Origin of the sequence: Sporosarcina sp. ACRSM (assembly GCF_022346545.1) — a bacterium.
Taxonomy (GTDB): Bacteria; Bacillota; Bacilli; order Bacillales_A; family Planococcaceae; genus Sporosarcina.
Genome location: NZ_JAKRNU010000019.1, coordinates 16,886 through 34,829, shown reverse-complemented (window position 1 = coordinate 34,829; position 17,944 = coordinate 16,886). Strand labels below are relative to the sequence as shown.

The 17,944-nt window shown below is 39.6% G+C and carries 19 protein-coding genes and 1 riboswitch; of the genes, 11 read left to right on the top strand and 8 right to left on the bottom strand.

Translation table 11 applies throughout. From position 1 onward, the window contains the following. The first annotated feature begins 90 nt into the window (after positions 1-90). The 3 genes from MHZ95_RS20290 (at position 91) to yiaA (ending at position 2,501) form a co-directional block, all read left to right on the top strand. A complete protein-coding gene (locus MHZ95_RS20290) occupies positions 91-1,083 on the top strand; it encodes a permease (protein ID WP_239392610.1) in 993 nt (330 codons plus the stop codon). A gap of 8 nt (positions 1,084-1,091) precedes the next feature. Further along, positions 1,092-1,949: a TIGR03943 family putative permease subunit gene (locus MHZ95_RS20285; RefSeq protein WP_239392609.1), complete on the top strand. Its 858-nt coding sequence runs from the start codon at positions 1,092-1,094 to the stop codon at positions 1,947-1,949. Between the two features lie 81 nt (positions 1,950-2,030). Next, entirely contained in the window at positions 2,031-2,501 is a 471-nt protein-coding gene (gene yiaA, locus MHZ95_RS20280) for an inner membrane protein YiaA (protein ID WP_239392608.1), read from the top strand. A gap of 38 nt (positions 2,502-2,539) precedes the next feature. Here the strand turns inward: yiaA and MHZ95_RS20275 are convergent, their stop codons facing one another. Further along, positions 2,540-3,511, bottom strand: a complete 972-nt coding sequence (locus MHZ95_RS20275) for a DMT family transporter (RefSeq protein ID WP_239392607.1) — start codon at positions 3,509-3,511, stop codon at positions 2,540-2,542. Positions 3,512-3,652: 141 nt separating this feature from the next. Between MHZ95_RS20275 and MHZ95_RS20270 the strand changes: the two genes are divergently transcribed. Continuing rightward, positions 3,653-4,528 carry a LysR family transcriptional regulator gene (locus MHZ95_RS20270; protein WP_239392606.1) on the top strand — a complete coding sequence of 292 codons (876 nt, stop codon included), beginning with the start codon at positions 3,653-3,655 and terminating at the stop codon, positions 4,526-4,528. Between the two features lie 86 nt (positions 4,529-4,614). On the opposite strand, the gene MHZ95_RS20265 is transcribed toward MHZ95_RS20270, so the two are convergent. Beyond that, positions 4,615-5,046, bottom strand: a complete 432-nt coding sequence (locus MHZ95_RS20265) for a MaoC family dehydratase (protein WP_239392605.1) — start codon at positions 5,044-5,046, stop codon at positions 4,615-4,617. Between the two features lie 184 nt (positions 5,047-5,230). On the opposite strand from MHZ95_RS20265, the gene MHZ95_RS20260 reads away from it, so the two are divergent. Continuing rightward, positions 5,231-5,689, top strand: a complete 459-nt coding sequence (locus MHZ95_RS20260) for a MarR family winged helix-turn-helix transcriptional regulator (RefSeq protein ID WP_239392604.1) — start codon at positions 5,231-5,233, stop codon at positions 5,687-5,689. A gap of 136 nt (positions 5,690-5,825) precedes the next feature. Here MHZ95_RS20260 and MHZ95_RS20255 read toward each other — a convergent pair whose 3' ends face one another. Together MHZ95_RS20255 and MHZ95_RS20250 are read right to left on the bottom strand one after the other, a co-directional pair. Next, positions 5,826-6,875 (bottom strand): 2,3-butanediol dehydrogenase, encoded by a 1,050-nt coding sequence (locus MHZ95_RS20255; protein ID WP_239392603.1) that lies wholly within the window; start codon positions 6,873-6,875, stop codon positions 5,826-5,828. 149 nt (positions 6,876-7,024) lie between these two features. Continuing rightward, on the bottom strand, positions 7,025-7,654 hold the full coding sequence (locus tag MHZ95_RS20250; protein WP_239392602.1) for a homoserine/threonine efflux transporter: 630 nt from the start codon (positions 7,652-7,654) through the stop codon (positions 7,025-7,027). 140 nt (positions 7,655-7,794) lie between these two features. Between MHZ95_RS20250 and MHZ95_RS20245 the strand changes: the two genes are divergently transcribed. Then, positions 7,795-8,628: a TrmB family transcriptional regulator gene (locus MHZ95_RS20245; RefSeq protein WP_239392601.1), complete on the top strand. Its 834-nt coding sequence runs from the start codon at positions 7,795-7,797 to the stop codon at positions 8,626-8,628. A gap of 414 nt (positions 8,629-9,042) precedes the next feature. Here the strand turns inward: MHZ95_RS20245 and MHZ95_RS20240 are convergent, their stop codons facing one another. From MHZ95_RS20240 to MHZ95_RS20230, 3 genes are all read right to left on the bottom strand, one after another. After that, positions 9,043-10,413, bottom strand: a complete 1,371-nt coding sequence (locus tag MHZ95_RS20240) for an LLM class flavin-dependent oxidoreductase (RefSeq protein WP_239392600.1) — start codon at positions 10,411-10,413, stop codon at positions 9,043-9,045. A gap of 101 nt (positions 10,414-10,514) precedes the next feature. Further along, positions 10,515-10,619: riboswitch (SAM riboswitch) on the bottom strand. Between the two features lie 76 nt (positions 10,620-10,695). Further along, a complete protein-coding gene (locus MHZ95_RS20235; RefSeq protein WP_239392599.1) occupies positions 10,696-11,625 on the bottom strand; it encodes an urea transporter in 930 nt (309 codons plus the stop codon). 277 nt (positions 11,626-11,902) lie between these two features. Beyond that, positions 11,903-12,814, bottom strand: coding sequence for a DsbA family protein (locus tag MHZ95_RS20230; protein WP_370643130.1), 912 nt, complete (start codon positions 12,812-12,814; stop codon positions 11,903-11,905). Positions 12,815-12,983: 169 nt separating this feature from the next. On the opposite strand from MHZ95_RS20230, the gene MHZ95_RS20225 reads away from it, so the two are divergent. Next, on the top strand, positions 12,984-13,580 hold the full coding sequence (locus MHZ95_RS20225) for a TetR family transcriptional regulator (RefSeq protein ID WP_239392597.1): 597 nt from the start codon (positions 12,984-12,986) through the stop codon (positions 13,578-13,580). Positions 13,581-13,723: 143 nt separating this feature from the next. Here the strand turns inward: MHZ95_RS20225 and MHZ95_RS20220 are convergent, their stop codons facing one another. Further along, entirely contained in the window at positions 13,724-14,449 is a 726-nt protein-coding gene (locus MHZ95_RS20220) for a coiled-coil domain-containing protein (RefSeq protein ID WP_239392596.1), read from the bottom strand. Between the two features lie 334 nt (positions 14,450-14,783). Between MHZ95_RS20220 and MHZ95_RS20215 the strand changes: the two genes are divergently transcribed. From MHZ95_RS20215 to MHZ95_RS20200, 4 genes are all read left to right on the top strand, one after another. Next, positions 14,784-15,332 carry a TetR/AcrR family transcriptional regulator gene (locus MHZ95_RS20215; protein ID WP_239392595.1) on the top strand — a complete coding sequence of 183 codons (549 nt, stop codon included), beginning with the start codon at positions 14,784-14,786 and terminating at the stop codon, positions 15,330-15,332. Positions 15,333-15,349: 17 nt separating this feature from the next. Beyond that, complete coding sequence (locus MHZ95_RS20210; protein ID WP_239392594.1) at positions 15,350-16,543, top strand: MFS transporter; 1,194 nt, start codon at positions 15,350-15,352, stop codon at positions 16,541-16,543. A 236-nt stretch (positions 16,544-16,779) separates the two neighbouring features. After that, positions 16,780-17,277: an RNA polymerase sigma factor gene (locus tag MHZ95_RS20205; RefSeq protein ID WP_239392593.1), complete on the top strand. Its 498-nt coding sequence runs from the start codon at positions 16,780-16,782 to the stop codon at positions 17,275-17,277. Then, positions 17,267-17,908, top strand: a complete 642-nt coding sequence (locus MHZ95_RS20200) for a zf-HC2 domain-containing protein (RefSeq protein ID WP_239392592.1) — start codon at positions 17,267-17,269, stop codon at positions 17,906-17,908. Before MHZ95_RS20205 ends, MHZ95_RS20200 begins: the two co-directional genes overlap by 11 nt. Positions 17,909-17,944 lie beyond the last annotated feature (36 nt).

Genomic DNA, 17,944 nt, shown 5'->3' with positions numbered 1-17,944 from the left:
CCAATTAGGAATCATTCCGATTTTAAATGCATAGCTTGAAGAGTGAATTCCATTGCATTTAGATGGTGAAAGGAGCGATTTGTTGAATCCATGCGAAAATACAGTGCTTTCTTGCTAAGCCTGCTTTCTTTAGGTATCCTTCTCTACTTTCTATTATTCGTCGGATTCGTCCGCATCCAAGATGCCATTCCCCCAAGCTTCTTACATGTCAATACGATTTTTTTAAGCATTGTTTTAGAGGCATTGCCTTTTATCTTTCTAGGTGTGTTTGCCTCTGCACTCATTCAAACATTTGTAACCGAGGAGACCGTGCAACGGTGCATTCCAAAAAATCCGCTGATGGCGATCGTTCCGGCCGTAATTGTCAGTGCCATCTTCCCCGTCTGTGAATGTGCAATCATTCCAGTCATTAGAAGATTATTGAAAAAGGGAATGCCTTTGCATGTAGGGGTTATTTTTATCGTTGGGGCTCCTATCTTAAACCCCATCGTCTTTGCGTCCACCTATTTTGCTTTCCATTCCACTCCGGCCATCGCCTATACCCGAATGGGGTTGGCATTTGTGCTGGCCATCATCATTGGTGGACTTGTCTATATGTTTTATCGAACTCGTGATCAATTAAAATGGACAACAGACGAACTACCCAATAGACCGCTTGCCTCTCAACAGACAGATCGTAAAAACATAAAAGCGGTATTCTATCACGCAAGTGACGAGTTTTTCGATATGGGGAAGTTTTTAATTGTCGGGGCGATGATTGCAAGTTTAGTCCAAACTTTTCTGGATCGAACACTAATCACCGGCCTTGCTTCCGACGATTTATTTTCACCTCTCGTGATGATGGGGTTTGCGTTTATTTTATCGCTTTGCTCGGAAGCGGATGCATTTGTAGCCGCCTCGTTTGCACATACTTTTTCCGCCGGCTCGCTTCTGGCCTTTTTAGTGTATGGACCGATGCTGGATTTGAAAGGGACGATTATGCTATTCGCTTATTTCCGCGCTAAATTTGTCCTTGGTTTCATGGCCATCATAACCGTTTCTGTTTATGTTTTGATTTTGCTTTATCAATATTTGTTCTTGTGAGGTGCGTGATGCAAGAGGAACGAAATGATAGCTCCCATGCAATGTTTCGCGGTATTATTTTACTCGGTTTTTTTCTACTCGTATTCCGACTGCTGGTATCGGGAGATATTCGATACTATATTGCGCCTAAAATGATTCCCTTTTCTTATGTGGCGCTGGTCATTTTGTTAGCATTGGGGGTCATGCAATTATGGAGAATCAGCGCTAAAAATCCTGATGAGCTGCACTGCAATTGCGGATTTGACCATAACCCGACCAGATCACCTTTTCAAACATTTTTCATCTATGCGTTATTTGTATTGCCTGTACTAACCGGATTATGGTTTCCCCCTGCCGTTTTAGATAGTTCAATTGTCGTCAATAGAGGCATAAAATATGGAGCAGGTTTATATGCAATGCCTGCGGAGCCGACAAGTAATTCAATGAGCGCCTTCTCTGAAGAAGACCTTGAAGAAATCGATGCAATGCGGGAAGCTGAACGCGATGCATTGAAAGCCGAGCTAGTAAACAGTGAAAAGATCATCGTGGACGATGAACGTTATTTGGATATCATGTCCGCCTTGATCGCATCACCCGACTTATATAGTGGAAAAGAAATAGAAATCATCGGATTCGTTTATAAAGAGCCAGAGTTTGATCAAAATCAACTGGTCATCGCCCGATTCAGCGTGACATGCTGCATTGCGGATGCTGTCGTGCTTGGCCTTTTAGCGTCAGCTGATGACCATCCGAACTTAAAAGAAGATCAATGGGTGAAAGCAACTGGCCACCTATCCAAAACAACTTTCAATGGGCTGCATACACCTTCCTTGCTCATAACAGAAATAGAAGAAATTGAACAACCTGAATATCCTTATGTCTATTAAAGCAATCTAGTAAAATATTGTAAAAATATTGCCGTTTCAGGCTCATTTGAATTATGATTATCGAAAGGGAGGGGACGTTTAATGGCGACTGACCATGAAGGTTTATTCGATAAGGAAAAACAAAATGAGCTGAAAATGAAAGTAGAACGAAAAGATGGCGAGCCGACTTCGGCTTTCAAAGGGGCCTCTTTGGCGGCACTGGTCATTGGAATATCAGCTTATATTATCGGTTTATTCAACGCTGCAATGGAGCTAAATGAAAAAGGGTATTATTTTGCTATCCTTCTATTAGGACTCTATTCATCTGTCTCTTTGCAAAAAGCAGTACGAGACAAGGAAGAAGGCATACCCGTTACAAATATTTACTATGGAATTAGTTGGTTTGCCCTGCTTGTATCGATTTTATTGATGGGGATCGGTTTGTACAACGCAGGTAGTATCGTTCTAAGTGAAAAAGGATTTTATGCGATGGCTTTCGTTCTTAGTATATTTGCAGCTATCACCGTCCAGAAAAACGTCCGAGATACACAGAAAGCAAGAGAAAGAAATTGAATCACTACAAAAAAACGACTTCGTTAATGAAGTCGTTTTTAGGTTTCCTGTAATCTTCCTTTGAAATTCTCTTTCGGCTGCTTGCTTCTTTGCTGCCACCTCAGAAAAATATTATTGGTCAATAATGATATGATAATGAAAATGGTGCCTATATAATCGTACACTGTGATGCCCGCCCCTTGGACAATTTGAATGACCAATGTCGTGACGGGTACCAGGTTCAAAAATAATAATCCATTTAACGGTGTGATGACACTCACGCCATAATTCCACCCTACCAAGGCAATCACACCTGGGAAAATTACCATAAAAGCAATATGCGGGCTCGTGATCATCATCGTTTCAACAGTTGGAAACGAGACGTAACCAGAAAGTGTCGCTCCAAGAACGACAACAAGTGCAGTAGCCGTTCCAAGCAAACAACTTAGCGTCGAATAACGCAATGCGGACCAGCCATCTTTGCTAAATCGGCTTCCCCCCATCGTGTAAACAACCCAACCAATGACTGCGATTAAGATCAATAAAGACGGAACAATGTCATTTTTCGCTGTAAAAAAGGCACCAAAATCACCTTTTGTGACGACTAACGATGCGCCGACAAACCCGATAAATACACAAAACATCGTGAAAGCATGGGGCCGTTGTCTGATGAACGCCCAGGCAATAATGATGGAAATCATCGGCATTAAAGATTCCATAATGGAAGCGATCATCGTACCTGGATTGCCCAATAAGTCCTGCCCCCAGAAAATGAGCAAATTATAAACCGCAAAGGCCATCGTGCCGTAAAACCACAGGTGCCGACTATTCCCTTCAAAACGAAAAGCCTGTTTGCCTTCCTTCCATAACAACCAAACGATTAAGATGATCGTTACAAAACCATAACGAAAAATCGTAAAATAAAAAGGGTCAATATGTTGAAACGCATGATTCGCTACCGGAAACATGGCTCCCCAAGATATTGCGGAGATCAAACATAAAAAAGCACCCAATACTACATTATTTTTCACGCAAATCGTTGTCTCCTTCAATTAATTTCTCTATATCCATTTAATCACAAGTTAGCTATCTCTCAAAATGAACAATAATGATGTTTGACATCTCAATTAGTGATATCATAAAAGGAAGTTAAGTGGAAAGGGTGTCATCGGGTGGAGTTTAAAGACTTGGAAATCTTTCAAATGGTTGCAAAAAAAGGAACGATTACAGAAGCTGCAAAAGAATTAAGTTATGTCCAATCGAATATTACATCACGGATCCAGAAACTGGAGACTGAAATGAATACAGCTCTTTTTAATCGGCATAACCGAGGAATGACGTTAACGCCCGAAGGAAAAAAACTGCTTGTCTATTGCGAGAAAATCCTGAAGCTCACAAATGAAATGAAAAAAGTTGTCCAAAGCAAAACGGAACCGGCAGGAAAATTAGAAATCGGCTCTATTGAAACCGTCATAAAGTTACCGGTTATATTATCTGCCTATAACAAAAAACATAAAAATGTAGACTTATCCCTACTGACAGGGGTTACCGAACAACTTCAAAATGACGTATTGAATCATAATTTGGATGGCGCCTTCATAACGGAAATTAACCGGCATCCTGAACTTGTTGCCCATGACGTTTTTCAAGAAGAACTGGTTCTCATATCGGACAACACCAAAACATCATTGGAACAATTAAAAAAAGAGCCGTTCCTATGCTTCAGCAAAGGATGCGGCTACCGGGCAAGGTTGGAAAATTGGTATAAAGACCAAAACATCACACCACAAAAAGTGATGGAGTTCGGCACCTTGGAAACCATCTTAGGAAGCGTCGCTATGGGGCTTGGCATTACATTTGTCCCGAAATCGGCCGTTTCCCATTTAGAAGAAAAAGGACTAGTCCAGTGTCATTATTTACCCGAGAAGTATAGTAAAATCAATACTGTCTTCATCAGACGAAAAGATGCTTATTTAACCTCTACACTTGAAAGGTTTATCGAAACATTTGAACAAAGCAAAGGCGAACCGGCTTATCCACTGACTTGAGGATTTTATCCCATGAAAAAGCCCCGTTTGATAGCTGGAACGGGGTTTTGCCTGTTTAGACTTCCATAGAAACAATCGCCGATCCCCTATCCTTCACTCTTTCTAAAGCTTAACAGTTTGGCCGTTAACTTTTGACAAACCTCGTTTTTTTGATTTAACGTTTCACTTTCAACAAGTAGAAGTGCTTGATTCGGTTTGGATTTTGAAGGTTTGATTTCTTTAATTGTACTTTTTACATATAAAATATCATCTGGACGGGTTGGCTGCGGCCAATTAATTTCTCCACCTGCTCCAATAATCCCATGAGCGAAAGGTAGACTTTCCGTTAACAGTTTCATCGTAATAGAGGCAGTATGCCAACCACTCGCCGCCAACCCTTTGAAAAAAGTATCTTCCGCAAGCTGCTCATCACAATGGAAAACCTGCGGATCAAACTCACGTGCAAATTCTTTTATTTTTTCTGTACTTACATGATACTTCTCGCTAACAAAAGTATCCCCCACTTTTAAATCATCCAAATAAAGCGCCTGCTTTATCATCCTTATCCCTCTCCTATCCCCTTTTTCATGTATATACATGTATTGCGCAATATTATTTTCTTGAGCCCTCTTCCAAGTCTATGTATATACATATATAATGGTAGTAACAAACCAATTGTCTGTCAAGAGTTAATTATCAGTGAATTAAAGGGAGACTTAGTCGATGAATAACACGCATAGTGAAATGGATTACATTATACAATTCTGCGCTTGTGCAAATCTTAGAAAAGCAGCGCGCAGTGTGACGCAAGCTTACGAAAGGAAAATGGAATCTACCGGTCTAAAAGTCACCCAATACTATATGTTAGTGAACATTGCTCGCCACGATAAAATTTCAATCAGCAACCTGGGAGACGTCATGTTACTCGACCAATCCACGGTTACTCGCAATGTGAATGTTCTCAAGAACAGTGGCTATGTCGACATTGCGAGAGATCCAATTGATTCAAGAACAAAATCCGTTTCGATAACCGATATAGGCCTTGCTAAGCTAGAAGAAGCAACACCTATTTGGCTGCAAATACAGGAGAAAATCGAAAAGGATATCGGTCAGGAAAAATATGCAGATTTATTGGAAACGTTAAAAAAACTGCAAGAATTTGTTGAATCATACGACAGGTAAGTACGTTATCGTAAGGAGTACACTTTACACAAATAAAACAGGCGGAGAACCAATCTATCTCCGCCTGTTTTATTTCAGAGACTTATTCGTCAGCCTCTTTGATAGCAACTATATTCATTTCTAAAATAAGATTAAATTATTTTTCACCGCTTAACTCAACTAAAATTTTGGATTGCGTTTTATCGTTTGTTAATGCTTCAAACCCTTTGTCAACAATATCATCCAACACAATTTGGCTTGTAATGATGCCTTGTGGATTTAATTGTCCAGTGCTCATTGCATCAATTGTTCTTTGGAATGTGGACGGTGTATAAACAATTGAGGATAGAACATTTACGCCAGTATTGATAAGTTGAATTGGATTCCACTCAATTGGTCTGGCAAAAATAGAGATGATCATCATATTACCTTTTGGTTTTGTTACGTCAATGGCTTGTTTGAATGTCGGTGCAACTCCTGCGACTTCAAAGGAAACATCCACCCCGTCTGGCGCAATTGCGCGCACCGCTTGTACAGGCTCTTCTTTACCAGAGTTAATCACATGCGTCGCACCTAATTCTTTCGCTTTCTCCAATCGATTATCAGACAGATCTAATACAATTATTTTACTTGCGCCAGATGCTTTAGCCGCAATAATCGTTAATAATCCGATAGGTCCCGCACCAAAGACTGCAACCGTATCACCTAATTCGACGCCACTGTCTTTTACAGCTTGTACAGCTACAGCCATTGGTTCTACCAATGCACCATCCTGCAATGTTAAATTATCAGCTAAACGATGGATATTGGTTTCAGGAACGTTCGCATACTTCGCAAATCCACCATTTCCATGTAACCCAATGAAGTTAAATCCATCAAAGCGATCCACTTCTTCATGTTTCTTTCTATATGTTAGTGTAGGGTTGACAACCACTCGGTCTCCTACTTTAAAATTTGTAACCTTTGAACCTACTTCTTCAATAACACCAGCAAATTCATGCCCCATTGTCAGTGGTGCAACTTCGCCAGTCAAATCCGCTTTCGCATCCACTGGTACGAAGACCGGTCCTTCCTCATATTCATGCAAGTCACTTCCGCAAATACCTGCCCATGCGACTCTCACTTTCACTTCATCTTCCCGTAGCGCCCGTAATTCGACATCTTCTACTCTAATATCTTTTAGACCATGCCATACTGCAGCTTTCATTGGTAATTACCTCCTGATGTAAGTGATTTACTGAAACTAAAGTATTACTTTTGATACAAGATAAATATATCACTATATTGATTTATTTCCAAATTAACTGCCTTAGAATAGAAAAAACCGTTCAATGATCTGAACGGCGAAGATTAAAGTTAAATTCCTGTTTTTACACCGAAGCCTATTAAAACCAAGCCCGTTGATTTTTGGAATACCTTTTGGAATTTGGGGTTGTTCAACCACTTTTTAGCGTAATCAATGAGCGTGACAAGGAATAAAAACCATATTACAGCGAGTGCAGTTAGGATGAAGGCTAATAGGATCAATTGCTGTTTTATATTTCCATCCAAATTGATAAATTGCGGCATGATTGTGATATAAACTAAAACAGTCTTAGGATTCAGAATATTATTCAGTAACGCTTGCATAAAAGAACTTTTATTATGCCGATTTGAGTATGTCGTTGGCGTATTTGCTTGGGATTGAATTTCTTTTAAAGAAAACACGCTTTTCGTAAAGAAACTTTTTATTCCTAAATAGATTAGGTAAGCGGCTCCCAAATATTTAATGATGCTGAAAAGAACGACGGACTTTGCGATGACAACAGATAAGCCAAGGATCGCAATCAATGTCCAGAACGATAGCCCCATTGCCATGCCAAGAACAGTATAACGCCCGGCTTTTGGACCATAGCTCAGTGTGTTTTTAACAAGCAACATCGTATCTGCTCCAGGTATAATCACCATCATTGCAGCTATGGAGATATATGTAAGTAAGTTTTCCACGATGAAATCTCTCCTCCTTCTTTAGTGACTACACAAGTAACTACTGATGTAAATATAGCAGATGTCTTTGGATTAAATCAATATGTTTTGATAAAATATTAGTTACAGAGGTAGCGACTAATTTTATATAGGAGAGCTCTATGAAAGAAAACATTTTAGAAACATTTAAGAACCTGAATTTCACCGAATATGAAGCAAAAGCCTATCTGACTCTATTGGAAGAATCGCCTTTAACCGGCTATGCTGTCGCTAAAAATTCTGGCGTACCACGCTCAAGAATCTATGAAGTGCTGGACGGCCTTGTCATGCGCGGCGATATTCTCGTTAGTCACGGAAATACGCCGCAGTATACACCTGTCCCCGCAAAAGAGCTCATTAAAAACCGTCGACTGAAAGCAGAAGAGAACTTTGAACTGGCAGAAAAATCTTTAGCGGAATTTGAAAACTCCGCAAGTGACCGGGAGAATATTTGGAATATTACAGGTCGTCATGAAATACTTGATAAAGTAAAAACATCGATAGCAGCTGCTAAAAAAAGAATTCTCTTGGAAATTTGGAAAGAGGAATATGATGAGTTGGAGCCTGAACTAAGACAGGCAGCAAACAGAGGCGTTCAAGTAATCATTATTGCTTACGGGGAAATCGTTTCTGATTTTGCTACTGTTTACTTGCACTATATGGGTCATGAAATTACAGAAGAGTATGGTGGACAATGGCTTGTCTTTAGCGGAGACGACTCAGAAGTGGTAGCAGGTATCGTCTCGCTAGGTAAGGATAGCCGGGCGGCATGGACCATGCATGTAGGTTTGGTCATGCCCATTACAGAAGTCGTGATTCATGATTTGTACCTCATGGAAATTATGGAGAAACATAGAGAGCTTTTGGAAGAAAGCTTTGGTGAAAACCTTATCCATTTACGTCGTAAATTTTCAATCCATCCAGATTTTAAAAAGCATTATGTGAAAGAGATTTAACTTGATTCAGCAAATCTTTTTGTACTGAAAGCGAAGCGGCAGCTACAGAAGTCCCCCACTTTTATAAGTGGCGGGATGAACGCCAAAATTCATTTCAATCAGAGGGAGTTCAAACTCCCTGCTGATTAGAGGAACTCAGGCTAAGTTCGCCGCGTCCTGAATGAAAGTGCCTTAATTTCTGCAAAAAAACGCAGAAATACGGCAAATCATACCCTTCGCTGTTTGATTGGCAACGCCTGAGTGACCAACATCCTGTTGGTCCAAGCCTCCGGCGGATGTCACAGATTTTCCGCAATGACAGCGGCTATGAAGAAATAACCTCCCTACGCGATCCAGCAAGAAAGCAAAGAGGTTATTTTTCTGTAAGGCCTTTTCAATGCACAGCTGGTCAACCGCACTTCATACTGACATCTATTATTGTGTAACTAGTTCTCTAACGACTTGTTTTCGCACTTGTTTAGCAGGATGATTTTCTCTTAGTTGGTCATGGCCAAATAAGTTATTCCGGAAAGTCCCTCCTTCGTATGCTGTTCGCACTAACCCCCGCTCTTGTAATACCGGAACGACCAGCTCAACGAAGTCTTCGAAGGAGCCTGGTGTAATGGAATAAACAATATTAAATCCATCAATATCGGCAACGTTCATCCATTCCTCTAATGTGTCCGCAATTTGTTCAGGGTCACCGACAATTAGTTCACCGAGACCGCCAAGTGCGACTTTTTCAGCGATTTCATTCACAGTCATGCCTGCAAAGCCTTGTAAGATTGAACGCATTGCGTCATTTTCAATATACTCCACCTTTTGATTCGGATCCAACGCCGCCAAATCGATTCCTGTCCAACCACTCACTAGCGCAAGTGCTCCTTCGTGATCGATATACCGCTTATAATCTTCAAGCTTTGCTTGCGCTTCTTCCAACGTCGGCGCGACAATCGGGGTAACGGTTGTCAACACTTTAACATCATCTGCCGGTCTGCCGGACTTGACAACATCTTTCCTAAACGTTGCAACGATATTTTTCGTTTTCTCTAAAGATGGGGACGATACAAAAATAAGTTCAGCATGATCGGCTGCAAACGCCCGGCCCCTAGAGGATGCTCCAGCTTGAAAGATAACCGGTGTACGCTGTGGTGATGGTTCACATATATGGTTTCCTGGAACTTGATAATACTTGCCGTCATGGTTAATGTCGTGAACTTTAGAAGGATCTGTGTAAATTCCTTTCTCTTTGTCAATGACAACCGCATCATCTTCCCAACTGGCTTCCCATAGCTTATAGACGACTTCCATGTATTCATCCGCCCGCTCGTAGCGCTCATCATGCGGGGTTTGCGTGTCGAGACCAATGTTTTTGGCTGCACTATTTAAATAGGATGTCACGACATTCCAACCAATTCTTCCCTTCGTCAAATGATCTAATGTTGACATTTTCCGCGCAAATGTATACGGATGATCATGTGTAGTGGAGGCAGTTAATCCGAACCCAAGATATTTGGTTACAGACGCCATGATTGGAACAATAAAAGCTGGATCATTGGCCGGCACTTGCATACCAGACCTGATTGCTGGATCTCTTGAACCTTTGTATACATCGTAAACGCCTAATACATCCGCGATAAACACAGCGTCAAAGTGCCCTTTTTCCAAAACTTTCGCAAGATGTGTCCAATATTCAATGTCCTTATAGCCAGGTGTCTGATCATCTGGATGCCTCCATAACGCGTGCGACTGAAACGCCGCGCAACTCATTTCAAAGGCATTTAAATACATTCTTTTTTTAGTCATGACTGTTCCTCCTGTTTTTGTGATTCTTTGATTTTTAGAAAACTTCAATAGTAAAAGCCCCCTTTTCGACAGAAAAGAGGGCTAGGTAAATATAGCTTTATCTCTTATCTTCCAAGGGTTTCCCCTTGCTGGAATTAGCACCTTCCTGCGACGCAGAGGTTGCTGAAGCTTCAACGGGCCAGTCCCTTAGCTTCTCTTGATAAGTTTATTAATTTGTACGAACAATCATAATATACTAATTTCGAATTGTCAACAAATGAAAAAGTATTTTAATGAGTCGAATTACAACTTAGGCAGTACTTTCCTTGCGCTAAGAAATATCCATGTGCTTAATACAAAGGGCAGTGTTAATGGAGGAAGACCAAAAGGTAGAAGCCATGTATGAAGACTCGCTGCGATTGGAACGGTCAAACACGCAGCAAGTATTCCCGAAACATAAGAAAGTCGCCTTTTGCTCGTATTAAATACGACTGCCACTGCCATAGCAGTTAAAATACCATTGTAGCCGTACAAGCCTACAAATATTAATGAACGTTCTGCTCCTAGTATCAATGCTGTTAATAAGGCTGCTGCATTCCCTAAAAAAGCATAAAGACCAAGTCGCCAACCAGCCCAAAAAACGGCAACAAAAAGTAAAATCCCGGATATTGTATAATCAAGGAAAAATACTTGTCCAATTCCGGTAAAGATGCCTTCTTTCAAATTAAACGGCCCTGTAATATCCAATTTCCATTGCCATAAGCTTTGAGGAACGAGTGCATTACTCGTATGTACTGCACTTAACCGATAAGAAACGAGCAAAGTAAACAAAGTTAATCCAACAAAAGGGAATGTTAGAACCGGTATACCCGTATTTTTCATCACATGCATCAATGCGGCAGTCACAATGGCAGCAAGAAAGGCGCCGATCAGACTGAGGATCCAATGGTAGGGACCCGTTAGAAACAAGTAAAGGGCCATACCTGTAAGCACAGAATTAAAACCAAATAGCCCTTGATCGACAAGCTCTTCATCAGCCCCGCCTAATTTGCCTAGCAATGTACCAATCATCGCTGACAGCAGAGCAATGACGCCTAAAGAAAAGGAAGATAGCATAATGGCGAGTAGAATGATAGCCCCGGTAACGGCATTTTCTATCAAAATGGCTTGTGAAATCCCTTTTAATGATACTGTTATAAAATGAAACCGATTGACGAATGAATTCTTTTTCAACATATGCTCCTCCGATCGTCATATCGTTTCGCAGTAGATTGAATGGCAAGTGACATCCATGAATGACTATTCCTATAAATCAATATTAACTGAAATAAGAAGGAGAATCTAGTCACAGACTAGATGCAAGATGATCCGTATTAGAAGAAAAAACGTAAACAAGTATACACACAGCGAAATAAGCATCAAAAAAATAAAGCCAATATGCAACTTTAGGGAATAAAAAAGTACAAGGCACTCGGACAGTTCAGAACTGTGCGAGTGCCTTGTACCTTTTTTATTTAGTCGTTGTGAAATAGTATTCCCCTAGAATTTCCTTCGCTTGATAATTCTCTGGTGAAAGCTCTTTTTCAATAAAAGCGTGTACGTCTGATTGCTCCACATCGTACATGACTTCAATTTCTTTGGAAAATAGCAGTTTTTCTTTTTCAAGCAAGCTGGAAAGCGATGGCTGTTGTTTTGGTTGGAGTTCTTCTATATTTAGCACTTGTTTTAATCCGTCAACATAATATTCAAACGGACGTCCCCCAACAATTTTCACGCCTTTATTTTCTTCATTCATCATAATAATCGTAGGGAAACCTCTGGCACCTAAGTTTCTCGTCAAAACAAAATCTTCATTCAATAATTGTTGTCCGATTGGCTGTTCAGCTTCATTTACAATGGCTTCTCCGTCAAGACCGATTTTATTGACGATGTCAATCAACACCGATGGATCTGAAATATTTTGATTGAATGCGAAAAGTACTTCTCTTGCACGGCGTAAATAGTTAAAAGCTGTTACATCATCATGATTTTTTTGGATGACTTTAAATACCCGAGAGGCCGGAAAAGAAGATTGAACCGGATTATCAATCATTAAGCTGCCATCAATCGGCATTCTTGAATGTTCTCCCACTTCTCTCCAATGACCCGCAACATCAGCTGGTTTATAAATGCCGTTTGCAGGATCGATCGGCCCATCATGCCATTTTTCCAGCAAACCGCCCATAACCGTATGAAAGTCAAAATAATGACCATATTGCTCGACAAAACGGCGAAGTGTCGGTTCAATGGCCCAGCAATGGGAACAAATCGGATCCGTCACATAATAAAGATTGACCTTTTTTTCCGGCTGATTAAAATCAATAAGCCCCATTTCCTCTTCTCCCGCCACTCCGCAAATACCCGTTTCTAAATCACAAATCATATTCAGATTGTTTTTCAATTTATTTTCCCCCATCTCTTTTGGAAGTCAATTATTCGCTTATAATTGCATTTTATAACATAATGAAAAGCATCCACACCAATAGTTCATTGAAAATGTCGTTTATCCAACAAATTGAGGAAATTGTTGAAAAAGTAGGAGGGAGATTGCCATGACTCAACCAAAGACGGATCCCCGCATTCAACGTACGCGCAAGTTAATCATGGATTCTTTTATGGAACTTTCCGAAAAAAAGGAATTCAAGGAGATTACCGTTAAGGATATTACAACGGATGCTATGATTAATCGCGCCACTTTCTATTATCATTTTGAAGATATATACGATTTACTGGAAAAGGTGTTATCGGAAGTCTTGTTAGTGAATTTGGATTTTGAGGATTATCAAAATAACGAACTAAACGAAGAAGCGTTGGTTAACATTTTCAAAGCAATCACCAATTTTCAAAAGTCCTTATCCAATCGTTGTCATAGAGGATACGAAGATACCATTGCCCGTATCATTCGGGAACAGCTCGAAATCATTTTTTATAAAATGTTGTTAAAACAAAATAAAAACGAAGAAGATAAAGCGCTAAAAATTACTGCTGTTGTATTAAGCTGGGGAATTTACGGAGCTTCTGTAGAATGGAGAAGAAATAGTCAGGAGTTGCACCCGGAAGAGTTTATCAGATTGGCGATTCCTTCTATACTTTCTGGGATCGGTTTTGGGTCTGCTGGTGAAGAAATATTAAACGAAGAAATCTTATGATATCCTCAAGAAGATAAAAAGGAGAAGAGTAGCCACGCGTCGTTATCAGCTAAATAAGCGGGTTGGCTACTCTGCGTAATAAAAAAGAATGGAGATAGAGTAAGTAGATGGATTCCTACTACTCTATCCTTTCACTATAATAACTAGTTCTCAAGGGATTCATTCCCTAACTCTTCTTGCTCTCCCTCAACAGAAACTTTCCCATTTATTTCATTCGAAGATTCTTTCGCTTTTCTAATTTGATTGTTCATCTCGCTGTCGATGTTTCGCATACGCCCGGCAAGTTCGTCAATTTTCTTAGCCTTACTTTCTACAAATGTCCCGCGTTCTTGGTCATATGCCATTTCTGTTTTGAGTCGACGATGCGCATTTTCGATTGGTACTTTCACCTGTTTTAGCGCACTGACTTGTTCAAGGGATTGGGCTGATTGAAGAAGAGATGTCAATTGCATACCTTCAGATTTTTCCTGTGTTTGGGTAGCAGCTTGCTGCTTTTCTTCTTGTTCACGCTGTTCTCTTTCCCGTTTCTGTGCCTCTATTGCTGCCATTTGTTCTTCGATTTCCGTAATTTGCTCATCGAATGCTCCCAGTTGCTCTTTAATCGTCGAAAGTTCTTCCCCAGCCTCTAATGTACGTTCAATTAAATTACTTTTCGCCTCTTGAACTTTTTGGCGTTTTTCCATTAAGCTTTCAATCATATTAGCAGACCTTTCTTGCCAATCCCCTAGCCGCGCTCGTGCTTCATCGCTAATCATAATCGAATCCCTTTTGACAGGCTTTTCTACGTTCTCATTATTCACTTTCTGAAAGATTTGCGGTGAATACGTTTTCATGAACGGACTTGCTTTTAATCCATTCAACACTTGCATATCCCAACACCGTCCTTTCCAGCTTCTTACTTCTTCCTATCGACATATATTGGGATTTCTTTAATGCAGTCACACACAACACTCACTTCGGGATTTCACTCACTCTTCATCCTCCATCTTCGCTCTATTGAGCTTATAGTTTCCTCTCTCCTTGTAAGACAACTTTGCTGGAACATATATGATAGTTCGAAAGTACTCTGAAAATCATTGCTTGTCTAAAAACAATTTAACAAGTATAATTCAATTCAAGAGAAACGATACGTATCGTTTCGTTTATGATTTATAATAAACCTAAAAGGCATTTCTAAAACATTTTAAGAAAGGGGTTATTTAGATGATAGAACCAAAAGCGAGAGGAGCTCGAAATAGAACGGAAATTGTCAATGCCACAATAGAGATTCTTGAGGAAGTCAACTTTTCAACACTCACAATTGAAGCCGTTGCTGCGCGCTCGGGAGCTGGGAAAGCCACTCTTTACCGATGGTGGAAACGTAAATCAGACATCGTTTTTGATGCATTTATGGCAAAGTCGGAAACATTATTTGAATTTGATCCAAAGAAATCGATTGATGAAAACTTTATCCAACAATTATTAACCTTAACGGAAGTTTTAAAAAGTGGCGTTGGTCGCTCTATGATGACGGTCATCACAGAAGAAAAAGATATTGCTGCTGAATTTCTAACTGCTTATCTAACGCCAAGAAGAGCTGAAACGAAGAAAATGTTACAAGCAGGGATTGATAAAGGGGAAATCCGGGATGACCTCGATTTTGATGTTGTTTTAGATATGCTTTACGGACCTATTTATTTCAATTTTATTCTTTGCAACCGTATTCCTGATCAAACATATATCGAAAAGCTAGTTAGACAAGTGATGAGATGAAAGGAAATAATACACTTATGAAAAATAGTGAAGAGAAAATATGGACAGGGCCATTTTTCGTGGCACTGATTAATAACTTCTTTTTGTTTATTGTCTATTATGCCTTATTAACGATTTTACCTGTCTATATTCTGAATGATTTAAACGGAACGGAAGGACAGGCAGGGCTTGCAATGACCATTTTTATGTTGTCAGCCATTATTGTCAGACCTTTTTCGGGCAAGATCATTGAAACGTTTGGAAAACGAAAAACACTCCTCATTTCTGAGCTATTCTTTTGCCTATCAACCATTTTATATTTTTTTATTGATTCTTTATCATTACTCCTCGCGCTTCGATTATTTCACGGTATTTGGTTTAGTATTATCACAACAGTGTTAATTGCGATTGTGAATGATATTATTCCAGAAAGGCGCAAAGGCGCGGGACTGGGCTATTTTGCGATGTCTATGAATTTAGCAGTTGTATTTGGTCCATTCATCGGACTGACCACCCTACAGTTGTTTTCGTATAAAGCATTAATCATTGGTTTAGCTACAGCCGTTATCATTGGCTATTTATTTGCCTTCACGTTGAAAGTTTCTGAATATCGTCCTCAGCTTTCAATTGAAAAACGTAATCGTCTTTCATGGCACGATTTCTTTGAGAAAAAAGCAATCCCGATTGCGATCGTCGGCGGTTTGACCTCATTTGCCTATGCGAGCATTATGTCTTTTATTTCTGTATACGCGGAGACAAGAGGGGTATTTGAATATGTAAGTTTATTTTTTATTGCTTTTGCAGTCGCAATGATGGTCGTTCGTCCTTTTACTGGCCAATTATATGATACTAAAGGGCCTCACGCCGTCATTTACCCTTCTTTCCTCTTTTTTGCAGTTGGATTATTCCTGTTGAGTACGATGCATACCGTTTCAATGTTATTAATCGCCGGGGTCCTCATTGGTATCGGTTATGGTTCCATTGTTCCTTGTTTCCAAGCACTAGCGATTCAGTCGGCACAAAACCATCGTAGTGGGCATGCAACTTCGACTTTCTTTACCTTTTTCGATACAGGTATGGCAGCCGGTGCTTTTATGTTAGGAATTGTTTCAGCACAATGGGGCTATTCTGCATTGTATATTTTAAGTGGTGTCATCATTATCCTGACGATTCCAGTTTATTGGAGGTTACATAATGACAAGAAAGAAATTGGGTTTAGTGAATCTGTCTAACGGTTAGCACGGAAGCTAGGCTCTGTCCCTCTTCAAGTGTTATGCTAGCTACATTGACTGAGTGTTAACGCACTCGGTCTTTTTTATATGCTCACATGCGATGTTCACCGCGTCATTCAGGTAAAAGATAGAGCCACAAAAATAATTGAAAAATGTTTGTAACGAATCCACACATTTCTGGATATATAGATGACTAGCTTTTCACAACAGGATTTTCGTTAGAGGGGAGGTAAATTGTGAATAAGGACAATATATATCAGGACTACGGTGACTTTGTTTTCAGGTACTTATTAACCTTAACAAAGAATAGCCAGTCTGCTGAAGAATTGACGCAAGAGACGTTTTATCAAGCCATTAAGTCCATTGACAACTTTCATAAGAACGGAAATGCAAAACTTTCAACCTGGTTATGTTCAATTGCGAAAAACGTTTGGTTACAAGAAATAAATCGTCAAAAAAACAAGCGCCAATTGGTGAAATCGCTAAATGATGAAACCCCTTTATTTTATAGTTTAGAGGATAATTATTTTAGAAATGAAGACAAAATGGATTTTTATAAAAAAGCGCAGCAACTGAGTGAGATAAAACGTGAAATACTTTATCTACGATTATTGGGAGATTTATCTTTTAAAGAGATTAGCACAATTTTGGGTGGGACAGAAAACTGGGCAAGAGTCACATTTTATCGTGCAAAACAAGAAATCAGAAAAGGTGGGGAAAACTATGAATCATAGCGTTTTTAGAGATTTGGTCCCGAGTTATATAGAAAATTTAACAAGCGAAGAAACAAATAGACAAATAGAAAAACATCTAGAACAATGTGAGAGCTGTCGAAAATATTTACATGACATGCAAGAAGACTTGTTGTTAGATAGCCTGCATGAACAAAAAAACGAAAAAAGAAATATCGATTTTTTAAAAAAGGTACGAGCAAAGAACAGGAAAAAGATTTTCATCACTATAGGATTTCTACTATCCATTTTCATTGGTTGTTTCTTCCTCTTCACCTCCATGTGGATAGCAGATGAAAAAGATGTACAAACAACCATCCAACAGCAAGGTACAACGGTTACGCTGTCCTTTCAAACGAAAAATAACAACCGTTATCTTTTAGCGATGGAACAATGGAATCAGAATTATATCGATGAGATCATTATTTATGAAAAGTGGAATGATTTTTCAGAACCAGCCAGGCTTTTTAAAGATGGAAGTCATGTCACATTTACATTTTTAGATGAAAACACATTATTACTGTATGGCGGTGAAGAAAAGAAACTAACAGACGAAGACAAAATACACATTCGATATAAAAATAGTACGGAAGAGATACGATTAAAGGATTTATATAAACCGGTAAATAAGTAAGAATAAGAGCAAGAAAAAATCAGGACTGTGGCATGG

What these genes read in the sequence shown, in the direction of transcription:
- MHZ95_RS20290 (WP_239392610.1), top strand. Translation starts at nt 91, where the DNA reads ATGCGAAAATACAGTGCTTTCTTGCTAAGCCTGCTTTCTTTAGGTATC.
- MHZ95_RS20285 (WP_239392609.1), top strand. Translation starts at nt 1,092, where the DNA reads ATGCAAGAGGAACGAAATGATAGCTCCCATGCAATGTTTCGCGGTATT.
- yiaA (WP_239392608.1), top strand. Translation starts at nt 2,031, where the DNA reads ATGGCGACTGACCATGAAGGTTTATTCGATAAGGAAAAACAAAATGAG.
- MHZ95_RS20260 (WP_239392604.1), top strand. Translation starts at nt 5,231, where the DNA reads ATGAATAACACGCATAGTGAAATGGATTACATTATACAATTCTGCGCT.
- MHZ95_RS20255 (WP_239392603.1), bottom strand. Translation starts at nt 6,875, where the DNA reads ATGAAAGCTGCAGTATGGCATGGTCTAAAAGATATTAGAGTAGAAGAT.
- MHZ95_RS20245 (WP_239392601.1), top strand. Translation starts at nt 7,795, where the DNA reads ATGAAAGAAAACATTTTAGAAACATTTAAGAACCTGAATTTCACCGAA.
- MHZ95_RS20240 (WP_239392600.1), bottom strand. Translation starts at nt 10,413, where the DNA reads ATGACTAAAAAAAGAATGTATTTAAATGCCTTTGAAATGAGTTGCGCG.
- MHZ95_RS20230 (WP_370643130.1), bottom strand. Translation starts at nt 12,814, where the DNA reads ATGATTTGTGATTTAGAAACGGGTATTTGCGGAGTGGCGGGAGAAGAG.
- MHZ95_RS20225 (WP_239392597.1), top strand. Translation starts at nt 12,984, where the DNA reads ATGACTCAACCAAAGACGGATCCCCGCATTCAACGTACGCGCAAGTTA.
- MHZ95_RS20220 (WP_239392596.1), bottom strand. Translation starts at nt 14,449, where the DNA reads ATGCAAGTGTTGAATGGATTAAAAGCAAGTCCGTTCATGAAAACGTAT.
- MHZ95_RS20215 (WP_239392595.1), top strand. Translation starts at nt 14,784, where the DNA reads ATGATAGAACCAAAAGCGAGAGGAGCTCGAAATAGAACGGAAATTGTC.
- MHZ95_RS20210 (WP_239392594.1), top strand. Translation starts at nt 15,350, where the DNA reads ATGAAAAATAGTGAAGAGAAAATATGGACAGGGCCATTTTTCGTGGCA.
- MHZ95_RS20200 (WP_239392592.1), top strand. Translation starts at nt 17,267, where the DNA reads ATGAATCATAGCGTTTTTAGAGATTTGGTCCCGAGTTATATAGAAAAT.